This is a genomic window from Pseudomonas sp. NPDC089422 (assembly GCF_044749405.1).
Lineage (GTDB): Bacteria > Pseudomonadota > Gammaproteobacteria > Pseudomonadales > Pseudomonadaceae > Aquipseudomonas.
On the sequence record NZ_JBIVHW010000003.1, the window covers coordinates 491,992 to 509,188 of the forward strand.

General features: G+C 64.2%; 18 protein-coding genes. 14 read left to right on the plus strand and 4 right to left on the minus strand.

Annotation, left to right across the window (positions count from 1 at the left end; all coding sequences use genetic code 11):
- Positions 1-43 precede the first annotated feature (43 nt).
- From wspR to ACIPZ8_RS08425, 8 genes are all read left to right on the plus strand, one after another.
- Entirely contained in the window at positions 44-1,048 is a 1,005-nt protein-coding gene (gene wspR, locus ACIPZ8_RS08390; RefSeq protein WP_400721435.1) for a Wsp signal transduction system regulator diguanylate cyclase WspR, read from the plus strand.
- Positions 1,049-1,140: 92 nt separating this feature from the next.
- Positions 1,141-2,236 (plus strand): peptide chain release factor 2 gene (prfB, locus tag ACIPZ8_RS08395; RefSeq protein WP_103445435.1). Its coding sequence is split into 2 segments (ribosomal slippage): positions 1,141-1,212 and positions 1,214-2,236, totalling 1,095 coding nucleotides; the frame shifts between segments, so codons are not numbered across the junction.
- Positions 2,237-2,329: 93 nt separating this feature from the next.
- Positions 2,330-3,832: a lysine--tRNA ligase gene (gene lysS, locus ACIPZ8_RS08400; RefSeq protein WP_400721438.1), complete on the plus strand. Its 1,503-nt coding sequence runs from the start codon at positions 2,330-2,332 to the stop codon at positions 3,830-3,832.
- Between the two features lie 192 nt (positions 3,833-4,024).
- Positions 4,025-4,729: a TetR/AcrR family transcriptional regulator gene (locus tag ACIPZ8_RS08405; RefSeq protein WP_400721441.1), complete on the plus strand. Its 705-nt coding sequence runs from the start codon at positions 4,025-4,027 to the stop codon at positions 4,727-4,729.
- 29 nt (positions 4,730-4,758) lie between these two features.
- The gene (locus ACIPZ8_RS08410; protein ID WP_400721444.1) at positions 4,759-5,307 is read left to right on the plus strand and encodes a hypothetical protein; all 549 of its coding nucleotides are present in this window, start codon (positions 4,759-4,761) and stop codon (positions 5,305-5,307) included.
- Positions 5,308-5,343: 36 nt separating this feature from the next.
- The gene (locus tag ACIPZ8_RS08415) at positions 5,344-6,621 is read left to right on the plus strand and encodes a flavohemoglobin expression-modulating QEGLA motif protein (RefSeq protein WP_400721446.1); all 1,278 of its coding nucleotides are present in this window, start codon (positions 5,344-5,346) and stop codon (positions 6,619-6,621) included.
- Positions 6,593-7,516 (plus strand): alpha/beta hydrolase, encoded by a 924-nt coding sequence (locus ACIPZ8_RS08420; protein ID WP_400721449.1) that lies wholly within the window; start codon positions 6,593-6,595, stop codon positions 7,514-7,516. The genes ACIPZ8_RS08415 and ACIPZ8_RS08420 overlap by 29 nt, the downstream gene beginning before the upstream one ends.
- Positions 7,513-7,839 (plus strand): hypothetical protein, encoded by a 327-nt coding sequence (locus tag ACIPZ8_RS08425; RefSeq protein WP_261942911.1) that lies wholly within the window; start codon positions 7,513-7,515, stop codon positions 7,837-7,839. Before ACIPZ8_RS08420 ends, ACIPZ8_RS08425 begins: the two co-directional genes overlap by 4 nt.
- Positions 7,840-8,007: 168 nt before the next feature.
- Here ACIPZ8_RS08425 and ACIPZ8_RS08430 read toward each other — a convergent pair whose 3' ends face one another.
- The 3 genes from ACIPZ8_RS08430 to ACIPZ8_RS08440 all read right to left on the minus strand — a co-directional run bounded on the left by ACIPZ8_RS08430 (position 8,008) and on the right by ACIPZ8_RS08440 (position 9,881).
- Positions 8,008-8,799 carry an OmpA family protein gene (locus ACIPZ8_RS08430; protein ID WP_400721452.1) on the minus strand — a complete coding sequence of 264 codons (792 nt, stop codon included), beginning with the start codon at positions 8,797-8,799 and terminating at the stop codon, positions 8,008-8,010.
- A gap of 50 nt (positions 8,800-8,849) precedes the next feature.
- Positions 8,850-9,263 carry a DUF4398 domain-containing protein gene (locus tag ACIPZ8_RS08435; protein WP_400721455.1) on the minus strand — a complete coding sequence of 138 codons (414 nt, stop codon included), beginning with the start codon at positions 9,261-9,263 and terminating at the stop codon, positions 8,850-8,852.
- A 273-nt stretch (positions 9,264-9,536) separates the two neighbouring features.
- Positions 9,537-9,881 (minus strand): pilin assembly protein, encoded by a 345-nt coding sequence (locus tag ACIPZ8_RS08440; protein WP_400721457.1) that lies wholly within the window; start codon positions 9,879-9,881, stop codon positions 9,537-9,539.
- 169 nt (positions 9,882-10,050) lie between these two features.
- Here ACIPZ8_RS08440 and ppc point away from each other — a divergent pair, with 169 nt between their 5' ends.
- From ppc to ACIPZ8_RS08470, 6 genes are all read left to right on the plus strand, one after another.
- Positions 10,051-12,678 carry a phosphoenolpyruvate carboxylase gene (gene ppc, locus ACIPZ8_RS08445; protein ID WP_400721459.1) on the plus strand — a complete coding sequence of 876 codons (2,628 nt, stop codon included), beginning with the start codon at positions 10,051-10,053 and terminating at the stop codon, positions 12,676-12,678.
- A gap of 258 nt (positions 12,679-12,936) precedes the next feature.
- Complete coding sequence (gene adk, locus ACIPZ8_RS08450) at positions 12,937-13,587, plus strand: adenylate kinase (protein ID WP_400721462.1); 651 nt, start codon at positions 12,937-12,939, stop codon at positions 13,585-13,587.
- A gap of 87 nt (positions 13,588-13,674) precedes the next feature.
- Positions 13,675-14,349, plus strand: a complete 675-nt coding sequence (gene tsaB, locus ACIPZ8_RS08455) for a tRNA (adenosine(37)-N6)-threonylcarbamoyltransferase complex dimerization subunit type 1 TsaB (protein ID WP_400721465.1) — start codon at positions 13,675-13,677, stop codon at positions 14,347-14,349.
- A gap of 131 nt (positions 14,350-14,480) precedes the next feature.
- A complete protein-coding gene (locus ACIPZ8_RS08460) occupies positions 14,481-14,768 on the plus strand; it encodes a hypothetical protein (RefSeq protein ID WP_400721468.1) in 288 nt (95 codons plus the stop codon).
- Positions 14,769-14,771: 3 nt separating this feature from the next.
- Positions 14,772-15,641, plus strand: coding sequence for a DUF72 domain-containing protein (locus ACIPZ8_RS08465; RefSeq protein ID WP_400721470.1), 870 nt, complete (start codon positions 14,772-14,774; stop codon positions 15,639-15,641).
- 28 nt (positions 15,642-15,669) lie between these two features.
- Positions 15,670-16,500, plus strand: coding sequence for an oxaloacetate decarboxylase (locus ACIPZ8_RS08470; RefSeq protein ID WP_400721473.1), 831 nt, complete (start codon positions 15,670-15,672; stop codon positions 16,498-16,500).
- Between the two features lie 2 nt (positions 16,501-16,502).
- Here ACIPZ8_RS08470 and ACIPZ8_RS08475 read toward each other — a convergent pair whose 3' ends face one another.
- Positions 16,503-17,123: an energy transducer TonB gene (locus ACIPZ8_RS08475; protein ID WP_400721476.1), complete on the minus strand. Its 621-nt coding sequence runs from the start codon at positions 17,121-17,123 to the stop codon at positions 16,503-16,505.
- Between the last annotated feature and the right edge of the window lie 74 nt (positions 17,124-17,197).

Genomic DNA, 17,197 nt, shown 5'->3' on the forward strand with positions numbered 1-17,197 from the left:
ATAGAATCGCGCCGCATGGACGGCCGTGATCAGGTGAATTCGAATGACTGATCTACCGATCGAAGGCTTCGCGACGCCCAACGAGAATTCGGCAATGGTCCTGCTGGTCGATGACCAGGCGATGATCGGCGAAGCAGTGCGACGTGGCCTGGCCCACGAAGAGAACATCGACTTCCACTTCTGTGCCGATCCGCACCAGGCGGTGGCCCAGGCCATGCGCATCAAGCCTACGGTGATCCTCCAGGACCTGATCATGCCCGGCCTGGACGGCCTGACTTTGGTGCGTGAATACCGCAACAACCCGGCCACCCAGGACATCCCGATCATCGTCCTGTCGACCAAGGAAGACCCGCTGGTCAAGAGCGCGGCCTTCGCCGCCGGGGCCAACGATTACCTGGTCAAGTTGCCGGACTCCATCGAGCTGGTGGCGCGCATCCGCTACCACTCGCGCTCCTACCTGACCCTGCTGCAGCGCGACGAGGCCTACCGCGCCCTGCGCGTGAGCCAGCAGCAACTGCTCGACACCAACCTGATGCTGCAGCGGCTGATGAATTCCGATGGCCTCACCGGCCTGTCCAACCGCCGTCACTTCGACGAGTACCTGGAGCTGGAGTGGCGCCGGGCCATACGTGAGCAGCAGCAATTGTCGTTGCTGATGATCGATGTCGATTACTTCAAGGTGTTCAACGACAGCTTTGGCCACCTGGCCGGCGACGAGGCCTTGCGCCAGGTGGCCGAGGCCATTCGCGGTTCCTGCTCGCGGCCGACCGACCTGCCGGCGCGCTACGGCGGCGAGGAGTTCGCCCTGGTGCTGCCCAACACCTCGCCCGGCGGCGCACGCCTGGTCGCAGAAAAACTGCGCCAGACCGTGCTCGGCCTGAACATCGCGCACAGCGCGCCGACCGCTGACTCGCACCTGACCGTGAGCATCGGCCTGGCGACCCAGACGCCGGCCATCGGCAGCCATTGCCGGCAGCTGATTTCGGCGGCGGACAAGGGGCTCTATCTGGCCAAGAACAACGGGCGCAACCAGGTCGGCATCGCCTGAGGCCGATGCGGCTGCCCAACGGGCTGCCGCCGCTCCGTGGATGGGTTATACTCGCGGGCTTTTCACCGAATTCGCACGAGAGCTGCCCGCCCATGGAAATCCAACCGATTCTGAACACCATCAAGGACCTCACCGAGCGTTCCCTGTCCATTCGGGGGTATCTTTGACTACGATCACAAGCATGACCGCCTGATCGAAGTCAACCGCGAGCTGGAAGACGCTGCCGTCTGGAACAAGCCCGAGTACGCCCAGGCCCTGGGCCGCGAGCGTGCCATGCTGGCGCAGGTCGTCGAGACCCTGGACAAGATGGCCAACGGCCTTGCCGACTGCAAGGACCTGCTCGACATGGCCGTCGAAGAAGGTGACGAAGGCGCTGTCAGCGATGTCGAGACCGAGCTGCAGGCCCTGGAAGAATCCCTGGCCCAGCTTGAGTTCCGTCGCATGTTCAGCGGCGAGATGGACATGAACAACGCCTACCTGGACATCCAGGCCGGCTCCGGCGGCACCGAGGCCCAGGACTGGGCCAACATCCTGCTGCGCATGTACCTGCGCTGGGCCGACAAGCGTGGCTTCGACGCCACCATCATCGAGCTGTCCGAAGGTGAAGTCGCCGGCATCAAGGGCGCCACCGTGCACATCAAGGGCGAGTACGCCTTCGGCTGGTTGCGCACCGAAATCGGCGTGCATCGCCTGGTGCGCAAGAGCCCGTTCGACTCCGGCGCGCGTCGCCACACCTCGTTCTCGGCGGTGTTCGTGTCCCCCGAGATCGACGACAAGGTCGAGATCGAGATCAACCCGTCCGACCTGCGCATCGACACCTACCGCTCCTCCGGTGCCGGTGGTCAGCACGTGAACACCACCGACTCGGCGGTGCGTATCACCCACGTACCGACCAACACCGTGGTGGCCTGCCAGAACGAACGCTCCCAGCACGCCAACAAGGACACCGCCATGAAAATGCTGCGGGCCAAGTTGTACGAGCTGGAAATGCAGAAGCGCAACGCCGCCTCCCAGGCGCTGGAAGACAGCAAGTCGGACATCGGCTGGGGCCACCAGATCCGCTCCTACGTGCTCGACGACTCGCGCATCAAGGACCTGCGCACCGGCGTCGAGCGCAGCGACTGCAACAAGGTGCTGGACGGCGACATCGACCAGTACCTGGAAGCGAGCCTCAAGCAGGGCCTGTAAGCCGTACACCACTGCCGCGCTACCAGGCCACCCGCCGGTAGCGCGTGCCCTGCCCGGAACGGGCAACGAATACCTGATGGAAAGAATGACGACATGAGCGACCTCAAGACCGAATCGCAAGACCTGCAACAGGAAGAAAACGCCCTGATCGCCCTGCGCAAGGAAAAACTTGCCGCCGAGCGTGCCAAGGGCAATGCCTTCCCCAACGACTTCCGTCGCGACAGCTACTGCAACGACCTGCAGAAACAGTACGCGGACAAGACCAAGGAAGAGCTGGAAGCAGCCGCGATCCCGGTCAAGGTTGCCGGCCGCATCATGCTCAACCGCGGCTCGTTCATGGTCATCCAGGACATGACCGGCCGCATCCAGGTCTACGTCAACCGCAAGACCCTGCCGGAAGAAACCCTGGCTGCGGTCAAGACCTGGGACCTGGGCGACATCATCAGCGCCGAAGGCACCCTGGCCCGTTCCGGCAAGGGCGACCTGTACGTCGAGATGACCAACGTGCGCCTGCTGACCAAGTCGCTGCGCCCGCTGCCGGACAAGCACCACGGCCTGACCGACACCGAGCAGCGCTACCGTCAGCGCTACGTCGACCTGATGGTCAACGAAGAGACCCGCCACACCTTCCGTGTGCGTTCGCAGGTGATCTCGCACATCCGCAAGTTCCTCATCGAGCGCGACTTCCTCGAAGTCGAGACGCCGATGCTGCAGACCATCCCTGGCGGCGCCGCGGCCAAGCCGTTCGAAACCCACCACAACGCCCTGGACATGGCCATGTTCCTGCGTATCGCGCCGGAGCTGTACCTCAAGCGCCTGGTGGTTGGCGGCTTTGAAAAAGTGTTCGAGATCAACCGCAACTTCCGTAACGAAGGCGTTTCGACTCGTCACAACCCTGAATTCACCATGCTCGAGTTCTACCAGGCCTACGCCGACTACCGCGACAACATGGACCTCACCGAGGAACTGTTCCGCGAGCTGGCGCTGCTGGTACTGGGCACCACCGACGTACCGTACGGCGACAAGGTGTTCCACTTCGGCGAGCCGTTCGCCCGCCTGTCAGTGTTCGACTCGATCCTCAAGTACAACCCGCAGCTGACCGCTGCCGACCTGCAGGACGTCGACCGCGCCCGCGAGATCGCCAAGAAGGCCGGCGCCAAGGTGCTGGGCCACGAAGGCCTGGGCAAGCTGCAGGTGATGATTTTCGAAGAGCTGGTCGAGCACAAGCTGGAGCAGCCGCACTTCATCACCGAGTACCCGTTCGAAGTGTCGCCGCTGGCCCGTCGCAACGACGACAACCCGGCCGTGACCGACCGCTTCGAGCTGTTCATCGGTGGCCGCGAGATCGCCAACGCCTACTCCGAGCTCAACGATGCCGAAGACCAGGCCGAGCGCTTCCTGGCCCAGGTGGCCGAGAAGGACGCCGGTGACGACGAGGCCATGCACTACGACGCCGACTTCGTCCGCGCCCTGGAGTACGGCATGCCGCCGACCGCCGGTGAAGGCATCGGCATCGACCGCCTGGTGATGCTGCTGACCAACTCGCCGTCGATTCGCGACGTGATCCTGTTCCCGCACATGCGCCCACAGGCCTGAGTGACCTGAACAAGCCGCCTTTCGGGGCGGCTTTTTCTTGCCTGAAGCTTTATGTTGTCTGTGTCGGCCCTATCGTGGCTGAAGCTGCTCCTACAGGTATTCGATGTCCTGTAGGAGCGGCTTCAGCCGCGATAGGGCCGGTACAGGCAGCAGATGACTCGAACCATGAGGTACCGCCCCGTGACACCCGTAATGGCCCAACAAGGCGCCGCCGGCATTGCCACCGCCGTCGCCGAGAGCGTGCAGTACCAGGGTCGCAAGACCGCCCGTCAAGGCAGCGAGCAGCGCCGCCAACTGATCCTCGACGCCGCCATGCGCATCGTCGTGCGCGATGGCGTGCGTGGCGTGCGCCACCGTGCCGTGGCCGCCGAGGCGGGTGTGCCGCTGTCGGCCACCACCTACTACTTCAAGGACATCGAGGACCTGCTCACCGATACCTTCGCCCAGTACGTCGAGCGTAGCGCCGCCTACATGGCCAAACTCTGGGCCAACACTGAAGTGGTCCTGCGCCAGATGCTGGCCCAGGGCGATGGCAGCGTGCGGTCACGGGCGCGGCTGGCCGACGAAATCGCCCGCATGACCGCCGACTATGTCCAGCGTCAGCTACTCAACCGCCGCGATTTCATGATGGCCGAGCAGGCCTTCCGCCAGGAGGCCTTGTTGTGCCCGCGCCTGGCCGAGCTGGTGTGTGCGCATGAGCAGATTCTGCTGCACGGTGCCCGCCAGCTGCTGCAGGTGGTCGGCTCGCAGCAACCGGAGCAGGACGCCCAAATGTTGACGGCGATTATCGAGCAGATGGAATATCAGGGCCTGCTCAAGGATGCCGATGCGCAAGCCGATGGGCAGATGCTCGCTATGCTTACCCGTTACCTGCACCTGGTGTTGGCATCGGCCTGAGCTGAGACCGAACTTTCAAGGAGAACCTGATGAAAGCCTGGCGTGTGGTGCTGTTGACGTTGTCATTCCTCCTGCTGGGCGGTTGTCTGGTGACCTTTCATGAGCCGCTGCCGAGCAATCAGGCTGCGCCCAAGGCCCTGCTCGGCAAGTGGAGCAGCAAGGACGCCTGGGGCGAGCCGCTAAAGCTGACCATCAGCCGCAGCGGTGGCGATGCCTACAAGGCAGTGGCCACGGCCAAGGGCAAGGCGCCGGAGGAGTACACCTTCACCGTGTCGCGTCATGGCAACCGCTGGTACCTGTCGGCCGGGGTGCCCAAGCGCCTGGGTGGCAACTTCCTGATCGGCGGTTTCGACATCGTCGATGGCAAGGAACTGGTGGTCTACAACCTCGACGTCGAGCAGGTGCAGCAGGCGGTCGCGAAGAAGGAACTGACCGGGCGCAGCATCGAGGTGCCGGAGGACAACGGCGATGGCGTGCTGATCGACAGCCCGTCGCCGCGGGTGCTGGCGTATCTGGATGACCCGGCCAACTCCGACCTGTTCGTCGAAGTGGCGCGCTTCCAGCGCAGCGGCAAATAGCGGATACCGCGAATAGGCCCTTACAAGGAGTCCCCTGTGGACGAATACCAGCAAACCATCCGCGCCCTGTCCGACCGCATCGTCGCGGCGCAGACCCCGATCCGGGTCCTGGACGCGGTGAAATGGGACGACAACATTCGCCAGGGCTTTCTCAAGGCCAAGGGCAAGGAGCCGCCCGCCGTTGACCGCGCCTACTACCAGGCGCGCCCGCTGTCGTTCGACTCCAGCGCGGTGAAGGCCGAGTTCCAGGCCATCGAGCGCGACATCATTCGCCAGCTCGGCCAGTTCAACCCGGTCGGGCAGATCATGAAGCGCATGTGCCGCGAGTACCGCATGGTCGTGCGCATGCTCGAAGCCCGCGGTACCGAAGACTTCGGGCTGATCTCCCAGGAGCTGTACGGCGCGGCTTCCGACGCCTTTCACGCCGGTGACCCGACCCTGGCCGACCTGGGGCTGATGCTCTCGGACTACCTGAACAACATCGACGGGCGTGGCGACCTCAAGGACGAGCCGAAGAACCTGACCGCCAAGGAGGCCGTGGACATCCTCCAGCGCCGTCTGAACAAGGTGTTCGGCGAGGCCGAGGAAACCATCCGCGTGTTCGAATCGGACGGTATCGTCGCCGATGCCGCAGCCGGTGCCGACTACATCAAGGTGCGCGCCGATGCCATGTTCAACAACCGTGACGTGCGTGCGCTGGAGGTGCATGAAGGGCTGGTGCACGTGGGCACCACCCTCAACGGCCTGAACCAGCCGATCTGCACCTTCCTGGCCAAGGGCCCGCCCTCGTCGACGGTGACCCAGGAAGGCCTGGCAATCCTCATGGAAGTGATCGCCTTTGCTTCCTACCCCAGCCGCCTGCGCAAGCTGACCAACCGCACCCGCGCCATCCACATGGTCGAGGAGGGCGCCGATTTCCTGCAGGTGTTCGACTTCTTCCGCGAGCAGGGCTTCGAGATGGCGCAAAGCTACAGCAACGCCAGCCGAGTGTTCCGCGGCTCGGTGCCCAATGGCCTGCCATTCACCAAGGACTTGTCCTACCTCAAGGGCTTCATCATGGTTTACAACTACATTCAGTTGGCCGTGAAGAAGGGCAAGCTCGAGCAGATTCCGTTGCTGTTCTGCGGCAAGACCACCCTGGAAGACATGCGCACCCTGCGCCAACTGGTCGAGGAGGGGCTGGTGGAGCCGCCCAAGTACCTGCCGGAGCAGTTCCGCGACCTCAACGCGCTGTCGGCCTGGATGTGCTTCTCCAACTTCCTCAACCACCTGAGCCTGGATCGCATTGAAGCCGACTACGCGAACATTCTCTGAGCGCTGCCGCCTGCTGGTCCTGGGCTTGCTCCTGCTAGGTCTGGGTGGCTGCAGCAGCCTGCTGTTCTACCCGGAGCCGGGCCAGCCGTTCACTCCGCAGCGGGCCAAGCTGGAATACCGCGATATCAGCCTGACCACCGCCGATGGCGTGCGCCTGCACGGTTGGTGGCTGCCGGCCAAGGCAGGGGTGCAGGTGAAGGGTACGGTGCTGCACCTGCACGGCAATGGCGGCAACCTGCCGGGCCACCTGGGCGGCAGCTACTGGTTACCGGAGCAGGGCTACCAGGTGCTGATGATCGATTACCGCGGTTATGGCCTGTCCGAGGGCTCGCCGAGCTTGCCCGAGGTCTATCAGGACATCGACGCAGCAATGGCGTGGCTGGCCCAGGCTCCCGAGGCCAAGGGCAAGCCCCTGGTGCTGCTTGGCCAGAGCCTCGGTGGAGCGATGGCGATCCACTACCTGGCGCAGCACCCCGAGCAGCGCCAGCGCTTCAGTGCCCTGGTGTTCGACGGCGTGCCAGCCAGTTACCGTGCGGTCGGCCGTTACGCCCTGAGTACCTCGTGGATGACCTGGCCGCTGCAGGTGCCGCTGTCCTGGCTGGTACCGGACGGCGACAGTGCAATCCATTCGATCGAGCAACTTAGCAGCCCGCCGAAGCTGTTCTTCCACAGTATCGACGACCATCTGGTGCCGATGGACAACGGCATCAGCCTCTACCAGCACGCACCGCCACCGCGGGTGCTGCAGTTGACCCGTGGGGGGCATGTGCAGACCTTCGCCGACCCGGTGTGGCGCCAGGTGATGCTGCGCTTCCTCGATGACCCCAGCCATTTCAACGGCCTGCGGCGGCTTGCCGAAGTGCCCAACTACCCTGACGAGAAGAACAAGCAATGAGTGAAGAACGCAACGCCATCCCGCTGATCCTGACCGGTGTCGGCAGCATCATCGTGACGGTGGGAGCCCTCTGGTATTACGGCTACCTGCATTTCGCCAAACCCGAGGATGCGCTGCTGCTGCAGGACTTCACCATGCTCAAGACGATTCCTGGCGAGGACTACAAGGTCTCCCTGGACCCGGCGCCGCAGGTGGCCCAGTGCGTGGATGGCGTATTGGTGCTGTTCGATACCGAGCAGAAGGGCCTGACCGGCGTGCTGGTGGACAGCCGCAAGCGCGCGGTGCGCTGCATGGGCCAGGAAACCCCGCAGCAGGTGCAATGAGCCGAACACCTGCACTGGCCTCTTCGCGGGCAAGCCCGCACCTACAGGATAGCGCCTGATTCGAGCCTGCGCGGTACCTGTGGGAGTGGGCTTGCCCGCGAAGAGGCCGGAACAGGCGAAAGAAAAGCCCCGCTTCGAGCGGGGCTTTCTCATTTCTGCTGACCGGCCTTATTGCTGAATCTGGCTCACCGTACGCGGTGCCACTGGCTGGTTGTCGTTGGAGATGGTCACCTCCACCCGACGGTTCTGCGCGCGGCCCGAGTTGCTGCCGTTGTCCGCCACCGGATACTCCTTGCCGTAGCCCTGGGCGACGATGCGCGCCGGGTCCACACCTGCGCGTACCAGCGCCGTGCGCACGCTGGTAGCGCGGCGTTCGGACAGGCCCTGGTTGTAGTTGGCCGAGCCGACGCTGTCGGTGTAGCCCTCGACGATCACCTTGCGCTCCGGGTTCTCCTGAAGGAACTGGGCCAGTTTGGTGATGTTCGGGTAGGCGTTGCCCTTGAGGGTGGCCTTGTTGAAGTCGAACAGCACGTCACCGAAGGTCACCAGGGTGCCGCGGTCTGTCTGCTTGGCGTTGAGGCTGTCCTGCAATTTGGCGATCTGCGCGTCGCGGGCATCGAGCTTGGCCTGGGCACGCTGGGCCGAAGCATTCTTCAGCTCGTTTTCGGCGGTACGCAGGGCGATGGTCTGCTTGGCCACCTCGATACGCTGGTTGGTCAGGTAGGCCAGTTGATCCACTTTCTTGCTGTCTTCACGCTCCATGAAGGCCTTGTCGGACTTGTTCAGCCAGTCTTGGGCATCCTTGGTCTCGAGCGCAGCGACCTTGCTCGACTGTGGATCGCTCTGCAGTGCCGAGAAGTTGGTGCGGGCCGATTCCAGGTTGGGGTTCGGGTCGTGGGAGCAGGCAGCAAGGCCGACACTCAGGGCCAACAGGGCGGGGATCATGACGTAGTTGCGCATAGTGTTCATCCTTTGATCAGTTGCGAAGGCTTGGGTTGGCTTGGCGGCGCTCATTCAACGCTGCGCAGGCCTTCCTGACGTACGTCCTGAACGCCCTGGCGGGCATCCTGCACGGCCTTCTGGGCTTTGCCTGCCTGGGCCTTGCGTTCGGCGACACGTGCATCCCACTCGGCCTGCTCGGCCAGCAGTTTGGCTTCGTCGTACTTCTTGTCGTGCATGGCGATTTCGGCCTGCTTGAACTTGTCTTGCGCCGATTTCATCTCCACAGCGGCGAACTCGGTACCGCCAGCGCTGACGGCGGAGTTCACGGCGGACTGGGTCACGGCATATTGCTCGGTGGGTGGGTTGCCCGCACAGCCGGCCAGGACCAGGCTACTGCCCAGGGCCAGCGCGGCCAGTTTGAACCCGCGCACGGAAGTGTATGAGGCGTTCGAGGTGCGGGTCTTGATGGTGGTCAGTTCCATTGGATCACTCCTGATAACGACGATGTCCGTAGCAGTCCATCGCTCAATCCCTGGCATCGCCTGCGCTTGCGCTCAACGATGCACCACGGCAAGTGTGCAGGGTTTTAGCGTGATGGCTATTGGCTGGGACTTGAGCGTTTTTTGAATGGTTCAGAAAAAAATGCTCATTTTGCTATTTATTTCTGACTAATCGGTCAGCGAAATTTGCCCGGAACTTTCGACGCCTGGAATGGTTCCGGGCCTGTTGCAGGCCCGGAGAATCGTGTTGTGCACTCAGTTGCCGCTGTCGTCGGCGGTGTTGCTGAGGTCGTGCAGATGGCGCCGTGAAAGGGCCAGAAAACGCGGGGTCGGGCCGATGTCTTCGAACAGCGGGTCACCTTCCTCGTCAGTGGCGATGACCTTCCGGCCCTGTACATAGGGGAAGCTGGCTTCCAGCTCCTCCAGTGCGGCAGCGACCAGTTCGCCGAGCAGTTCCTCGGCGGTGCGCTTGGGGTACATGTCGATCAGGGCAGCCAGGCGTGCCTCGGACTCGAGGTCCAGGTGCAAGGCGTGGCCGGTGGGGCTCAGGGTGCCGGCGGCATTCTGTTCCCAGTGCTGGGCGAGTTCGCGGATTTTCATGATGACCTCTGTCAACGCCAGTAAAGGCTGCATTGCGTCGGACTGCTGTGCCTTAACTTTAGTTTGCTTTGCGCGATCGCGGCTTGCCATCGCGCCCCGGCAGTGGGCACTCTTGGGCCAGTGCTGTTTCCTGAGCCGAGCGCGGCGAACCGCGCCGAAGAGAGGGCCAATGACTGATATCGATGTGCGCCTGCGTGAAGATGTCCATGTGTTGGGGGAGTTGCTCGGCGAGACCATTCGCCAGCAGCACGGTGATGCGTTCCTGCAGAAGATCGAGGACATCCGCCACAGCGCCAAGGCCGATCGCCGTGGTGCTGGCGAGCAATTGAGCTCGACCCTGGCCGACCTTGCCGAAGAAGACCTGCTGCCGGTGGCGCGAGCCTTCAACCAGTTCCTCAACCTGGCCAACATGGCCGAGCAGTATCAGTTGATCCGCCGTCGCGATGTTGGGCAGGCAGAGCCCTTCGAGGCGCGGGTCTTGCCTGAACTGCTCGCTCGCCTGAAGCAGGCCGGGCACAAGGATGACGCCCTGGCCCGGCAACTGGCCAAGCTCGATATCCAGCTGGTGCTGACCGCGCACCCGACCGAAGTGGCGCGGCGCACGTTGATCCAGAAATACGATGCCATCGCCGGTCAGCTGGCCGTGCAGGACCATCGCGACCTGACCCCCGCCGAGCGCGAACAGGTGCGTGAGCGCCTGCGCCGGCTGATTGCCGAGGCCTGGCACACCGAAGAAATCCGCCGCACCCGGCCAACCCCGGTGGACGAGGCCAAATGGGGCTTCGCGGTGATCGAGCATTCGCTGTGGCATGCCATTCCCAACCACTTGCGCAAGGTCGACAAGGCGTTGTTCGACGCCACCGGGCTGCGCTTGCCGCTGGAAGCCGCACCCATTCGCTTCGCCTCGTGGATGGGCGGTGACCGCGATGGCAACCCCAATGTCACCGCCGCCGTGACCCGAGAGGTGCTGCTGCTGGCGCGCTGGATGGCCGCCGACCTGTTCCTGCGCGATGTCGATGCGCTGGCGGCCGAATTGTCCATGCAGCAGGCCAGCAGTGCCTTGCGCGAGCGAGTGGGTGACAGTGCTGAGCCCTACCGGGCGCTGCTCAAGCAGCTGCGCGACCGCCTGCGGGCGACCCGCGCCTGGGCCCAGGTGGCATTGATCAGCAGCCAGCCGGCCAGTGCCGAGGTGCTGGTGGACAACCGCGACCTGATCGCCCCGCTGGAGCTGTGCTATCAGTCGCTGCATGAGTGCGGCATGGGCGTGATCGCCGATGGGCCGCTGCTCGACAGCCTGCGCCGGGCGGTCACCTTCGGCTTGTTCCTCGGCCGCCTGGATGTGCGCCAGGACGCCGCCCGGCACCGTGATGCACTGGCGGAAATTACCGATTACCTGGGCCTGGGCAGTTATGCCGACTGGGACGAGGAACAGCGCATCGCCTTCCTCCAGGCCGAACTGAAGAACCGCCGGCCGTTGCTGCCGGCGCACTTCAAACCCCAGGCAGAGACCGCAGAAGTGCTGGCCACCTGCCGCGAGATCGCTGCGGCGCCGGGCGCATCGCTGGGCTCCTACGTGATCTCGATGGCGGGTGCTGCCTCTGATGTGCTGGCCGTGCAACTGCTGCTCAAGGAGGCCGGCCTGACCCGGCCGATGCGCGTGGTGCCCCTGTTCGAAACCCTGGCCGACCTGGACAACGCCGGGCCGGTGATGGAGCGCCTGCTTGGCCTGCCGGGCTACCGCACCAGCCTGCGCGGGCCGCAGGAGGTGATGATCGGCTATTCCGATTCGGCAAAGGACGCGGGCACCACGGCGGCCGCCTGGGCCCAGTACCGCGCCCAGGAAAACCTGGTGCGCATCTGCCGCGAGCATCAGGTCGAGCTGTTGCTGTTCCATGGCCGTGGGGGGACGGTCGGCCGTGGCGGCGGCCCGGCCCATGCGGCGATCCTGTCGCAGCCACCAGGCTCGGTGGCAGGGCGGTTCCGCACCACCGAACAGGGCGAGATGATCCGCTTCAAGTTCGGCCTTCCGGGCATCGCCGAGCAGAACCTCAACCTTTACCTGGCCGCCGTGCTCGAGGCCACCTTGCTGCCGCCGCCACCACCAGAACCCGCCTGGCGCGTGCTGATGGACCAGCTGGCGGCCGATGGCCTCAAGGCCTATCGCGGCGTGGTGCGGGAAAACCCCGACTTCGTCGAGTACTTCCGCCAGTCCACTCCCGAGCAGGAACTGGGCCGCCTGCCGCTGGGCAGCCGCCCGGCCAAGCGCCGGGCTGGTGGCATCGAAAGCCTGCGAGCGATCCCGTGGATCTTCGGCTGGACCCAGACACGCCTGATGCTGCCGGCCTGGCTGGGTTGGGAAACGGCCCTGAGCAATGCCCTGGCGCGGGGCCAGGGCGAGTTGCTGGGGCAGATGCGCGAGCAATGGCCGTTCTTCCGCACCCGCATCGACATGCTGGAGATGGTCCTGGCCAAGGCCGATGCGCAAATCGCCGAGGCCTACGACCAACGTCTAGTGCAACCGGGCTTGCTTCCTTTAGGTGTGCAGCTGCGCGACCTATTGTCGCAGTCGTGCCAGGTGGTCCTGGGCCTGACCGGGCAGCCGGTGCTACTGGCGCACAGCCCCGAGACCCTGGAATTCATCAGCCTGCGCAACACCTATCTGGACCCGCTGCACCGCCTGCAGGCCGAGCTGCTGGCCCGTTCGCGCAGCCGCGAAGCCGCTCTGGACAGCCCGTTGGAGCAGGCCTTGCTGGTGACCGTGGCAGGAATTGCCGCAGGCCTGCGCAACACCGGCTGAAGCCTGCGGGTGCGGCCCTTGCCCGTCAGCAGGGCATGGGCCGGAACCTGGCGAGGAGGGTGGTTGCGCCGGGCGCAACCCGGTGCAGTTCTGCTGACAAATGACGCAATGCTGCAACTTTGGGACGCTTGTCTGGCTGCCGGGCGCTGTGTATCTTGAGCAGCCTTCTGACCGATTTAATGGTCATACCCGATTTTCCGGACTTGGCCTCGATTGCCGAATCCATTGAATTTCATAAAAAAATTTGAGGAGCACGAGATGCGCGTAATTCTGCTGGGAGCTCCCGGGGCCGGTAAAGGTACTCAGGCAAAGTTCATCACCGAGAAGTTCGGTATTCCACAGATCTCTACCGGTGACATGCTGCGTGCCGCCGTCAAGGCCGGTACCCCACTGGGCCTGGAACTGAAGAAAGTCATGGATGCCGGCCAGCTGGTTTCCGACGAGCTGATCATCAGCCTGGTCAAGGAGCGCATCGCCCAGCCGGATTGCGCCAATGGCTGCCTGTTCGACGGCTTCCCGCGCACCATTCCGCAAGCTGAAGCCATGGTTGCCGCCGGCGTGGGCATCGACGCCGTGGTCGAAATTGCCGTCGACGACGAAGAAATCGTCGGCCGCATGGCAGGTCGCCGCGTGCACCTGGCCTCGGGCCGCACCTACCACATTCAGTACAACCCGCCGAAAGTGGAAGGCAAGGACGACGTCACCGGCGAAGACCTGATCCAGCGCGACGACGACAAGGAAGAAACCGTGCGTCACCGCCTGTCGGTCTACCACAGCCAGACCAAGCCACTGGTGGACTTCTACCAGAAGCTGTCGGCCGCCAACGCCGGCAAGCCGAAGTACAGCCACATCGAAGGCGTCGGCTCGGTCGAGTCGATCACCGCCAAGGTGCTGGCAGCCTTGAGCTGATCCAACGCCATGCGTCACGACGGCCCGCTTGCGGGCCGTTGTCGTTTATACTGCCGCTCTTTTTCCTAGCACCTGGATACCCGTTCGATGACCACCCTGCTGGCCCTGGATACCGCCACCGAAGCCTGTTCCGTCGCGTTGCTGCATGACGGCAAGGTAACCAGCCATTACGAGGTGATCCCGCGCATGCATGCGCAGAAGCTGCTGCCGATGATCAAGCAACTGCTGGCGGACTCCGGCGTGGCGCTGAATGCACTGGATGCCATCGCCTTTGGCCGTGGCCCGGGCGCGTTCACCGGGGTGCGCATCGCCATCGGTGTGGTGCAGGGCCTGGCTTTTGCGCTGGAGCGCCCGGTACTGCCGGTGTCCAACCTGGCCGCGCTGGCCCAGGGCGCATTGCGCGAGCACGGCGTGCAGCAGGTGGCCGCTGCCATCGATGCGCGCATGGATGAGGTGTACTGGGGTTGCTACAAGGCCGAAGCCGGTGAAATGCGTCTGCAGGGGCAGGAGGCCGTGCTGCCGCCTGAGCGCGTAGCCCTGCCTGAAGGCAGCAGCGGTGACTGGTTCGGTGCCGGTACCGGCTGGGGCTATGCCGAGCGCCTGGCGGTGCAGGCCAGTGCCAGCAACGCTGCGGCACTGCCCAATGCACTGGACATCCTCAGCCTGGCCAATTTCGCCTGGGCCCGTGGCGAGGCAATCGTCGCCGAACAGGCGCAACCGGTTTACTTGCGCGATAATGTAGCCACACCCAAGGCGCGCTGAGTGCTGTTCGTCGGTTATCGCGGTTGACGATAAAACCTTCGGCGCAAACTGTGGTCCAGTTATCACTCGAGCATTAGCGACGGAACTCTGATGCTGCTAAATTGCCATCATTGGTCCTGAGTGCTCACGCCATGCGTATCGACGGTTTCTCATCGCAGTCCTACCCGATCAAGCGCACACCGCGCAAGGCAGCGGTGCGCGACGAAAGCGTCGATGATGCCGAGCTGATCGAGGAAAGCGAAGTCACCCAGGAGGCCGCAGTACGTCGTCGCCCGTCGGGCCTGCCGGCTCGCCAGCAGGACATGGTGTTTCCCCGCGCCCGTGACCGGCGCACTGCCACTGCGCTGGCCAGCTACCTCAGCACGGCCGGTTTTACCGACTGGGACATGGAAGTACTGGGGCTTGACCTGTACATTTGATGGATGGATCCATTACCCCTCCCATATTTTGTAGGTTGCCCGTCCTGGAGCGAGAACGCCTGGCGCGACTACCTGTATCCCGCCGACGCCAGCACTAACGAAATGCTTGGCTACTACAGCCAGGTATTCAACGCCGTAGAGGGCAACACCACGTTCTATGCGCGCCCCGCGCCCAGCACCATCGCCCGCTGGGCGCAGGCGATGCCTGAGCACTTCCGCTTCACTGCCAAATTTCCCAGGGATATCAGCCACGAAGGCGACCTGCGTGATCAGCTTGAGGCGGCCTGCGACTTCACCCGCCTGATGGCCCCGCTGGGCCAGCGCGTATCGCCGTACTGGCTGCAGTTGCCGGCCCAGTTCAGCCCCGCACGGCTGGGCGAGCTGTGCCATTTCCTCGACGAAATCGACGTGCCTGTTGCCGTGGAGGTGCGCAACCAGGCGTTCTTCGCCAAGGGCGAGGAAGAACGGCTGCTCAACCGCCTGCTGCACGAGCGCGGCGTGGAGCGCATCTGCCTCGACCCCCGTGCCCTGTTCAGTTGCACCTCACGCGACCCCGCCGTGCTGCATGCGCAGTCGAAAAAGCCCAAGGTGCCACCGCGCCCCGCCGCTTTCAGCCAGCACCCGCAGGTGCGCTTCATCGGCCATCCGCAGCTTGAGGCCAACGAGACCTTCCTTACACCGTGGGTGGACAAGGTCGCCGCCTGGATCGAGGAGGGGCGCAGCCCCTATGTGTTCCTGCACACGTCCGACAACCGCCTGGCAGCCGCCTTGGCCCAGCGTTTCCACCAACGGCTGATGGCGCGTCTGCCTGGCCTGGCAGCATTACCGGAATTGCCGCGCGCCCCCGAGGTCGAACAACTGGGGCTCCTCTGACCATTCCCAGACCCCGGAGGTTGTGACCATGGATGTACAGACCCTGCGAGCCGAAGCCTTCAAGGCGCTGCATGAGCGTGATGGCGCCTTCGTCATTCCCAACCCCTGGGATGCCGGCTCCGCCAAGCTGCTGGCCAGCCTTGGCTTCGAGGCATTGGCCACCACCAGCGCAGGCCTGGCGTTCAGCCTCGGGCGGCCGGATGCCGAAGGTGCCTTGAGCCTGGACGAGACCCTGGACAATGCCGGGGTGATCGTCGATGCCACGGCACTGCCGGTAGCCGCCGACCTGGAAAATGGCTTCGGCGACCTGCCCGAAGACTGTGCGCAGACCATCTTGCGTGCCGCCGAAATGGGGCTGGTTGGCGGCTCGATCGAAGATGCCAGTGGCCGTGCCGACGCGCCGATCTATGACTTCGAACTGGCCGTGGCGCGAGTGCGGGCTGCGGTGCAGGCCGCCCGCAGCCTGCCATTCCCGTTCACCCTGTGTGCCCGAGCGGAAAACCTGCTGCATGGGCGCATGGACCTGGATGACACCATCCTGCGCCTGCAGGCCTTCGCCGAGGCGGGCGCTGACGTGCTCTATGCGCCGGGGCTGCGCAGTGTTGATGAGGTGCGTGCGGTGGTGCAGGCGGTGGCGCCGAAACCGGTCAACGTGCTGATGGGGCTGGCGGGTGTACCGTTGAGCGTCAACCAGTTGCAGGACCTGGGTGTGCGTCGTATCAGTGTCGGTTCGTCGTTGGCCCGGGCAGCGCTGGGTGCGTTCCAGCGTGCGGCCCTGGAGATTCGTGATCAGGGCACCTTCAGCTACGGCGAGCAGGCCTTGCCGTTCGCCCAGCTCAACGACTTGTTCCGCCGCTGATCTCAGGCGTGGGTGCGAACGTTGTTCAGCACCACCGGGCGCGCCCAGTGCATGTCGAATTCAAGGTCGTTCTGCTGCTTGGCCATGGTCGCCTCGTCGTACGGCTCTGGCGCAGGGTCGAGCAGGTCCATTTCGAATTCGGCGATCGGCAGGTGCAGCGGGCGCGGGGAGGGGGCCGGGCCTGGCTCGGCGAGCGGGTGGCCCTGGCTCATCACAATCGGTCGCAGCCAGTTGTTGCTGATGTCGAGCTGGCGCTGCTGCTGGATCATCTCGGCGACGCTGAACGGCTCTGACGCCGGTTCCAGCAGGTTGGCCTCGAGTTCCGCCTTGGGCAGGAACAGGGGCTCGGGCGGTGCGACGATGGTGTCCTGCACCGGGCAGGCACGCTGGGTTTCGATCATGGCCAGGGCCTTGGCCCCGCCGATCGGCTCGCCGCTGTCCTGATCGTACTGCACCATCGCCTGGCTGACGCTGTCCGGCGCTTCTGCCTGCTGTTCGGCCATCGCGCGGGCAAAGAAATCCTGCCACAGGTGGCTGACGCCCCCGAGTGCCTGGGTATTCTGCCGACCGTAGTTGCCGACAGGCGACAAGTAGGTCAAACCGATGGGAAGAGTATCTGTCATGGCAGTCGTGCGCGCTGTGCTCTGGCAGAATAGCGGGATATTGCCTGTATCGGCCGTGGCGGCCGATACATTAA

Excerpts from the sequence above, each read along its gene's own strand:
- wspR (WP_400721435.1), top strand. The coding sequence starts at position 44 with ATGACTGATCTACCGATCGAAGGCTTCGCGACGCCCAACGAGAATTCG.
- lysS (WP_400721438.1), top strand. The coding sequence starts at position 2,330 with ATGAGCGACCTCAAGACCGAATCGCAAGACCTGCAACAGGAAGAAAAC.
- ACIPZ8_RS08405 (WP_400721441.1), top strand. The coding sequence starts at position 4,025 with ATGGCCCAACAAGGCGCCGCCGGCATTGCCACCGCCGTCGCCGAGAGC.
- ACIPZ8_RS08410 (WP_400721444.1), top strand. The coding sequence starts at position 4,759 with ATGAAAGCCTGGCGTGTGGTGCTGTTGACGTTGTCATTCCTCCTGCTG.
- ACIPZ8_RS08425 (WP_261942911.1), top strand. The coding sequence starts at position 7,513 with ATGAGTGAAGAACGCAACGCCATCCCGCTGATCCTGACCGGTGTCGGC.
- ACIPZ8_RS08430 (WP_400721452.1), bottom strand. The coding sequence starts at position 8,799 with ATGCGCAACTACGTCATGATCCCCGCCCTGTTGGCCCTGAGTGTCGGC.
- ACIPZ8_RS08435 (WP_400721455.1), bottom strand. The coding sequence starts at position 9,263 with ATGGAACTGACCACCATCAAGACCCGCACCTCGAACGCCTCATACACT.
- ACIPZ8_RS08440 (WP_400721457.1), bottom strand. The coding sequence starts at position 9,881 with ATGAAAATCCGCGAACTCGCCCAGCACTGGGAACAGAATGCCGCCGGC.
- ppc (WP_400721459.1), top strand. The coding sequence starts at position 10,051 with ATGACTGATATCGATGTGCGCCTGCGTGAAGATGTCCATGTGTTGGGG.
- adk (WP_400721462.1), top strand. The coding sequence starts at position 12,937 with ATGCGCGTAATTCTGCTGGGAGCTCCCGGGGCCGGTAAAGGTACTCAG.
- tsaB (WP_400721465.1), top strand. The coding sequence starts at position 13,675 with ATGACCACCCTGCTGGCCCTGGATACCGCCACCGAAGCCTGTTCCGTC.
- ACIPZ8_RS08460 (WP_400721468.1), top strand. The coding sequence starts at position 14,481 with ATGCGTATCGACGGTTTCTCATCGCAGTCCTACCCGATCAAGCGCACA.
- ACIPZ8_RS08465 (WP_400721470.1), top strand. The coding sequence starts at position 14,772 with ATGGATCCATTACCCCTCCCATATTTTGTAGGTTGCCCGTCCTGGAGC.
- ACIPZ8_RS08470 (WP_400721473.1), top strand. The coding sequence starts at position 15,670 with ATGGATGTACAGACCCTGCGAGCCGAAGCCTTCAAGGCGCTGCATGAG.
- ACIPZ8_RS08475 (WP_400721476.1), bottom strand. The coding sequence starts at position 17,123 with ATGACAGATACTCTTCCCATCGGTTTGACCTACTTGTCGCCTGTCGGC.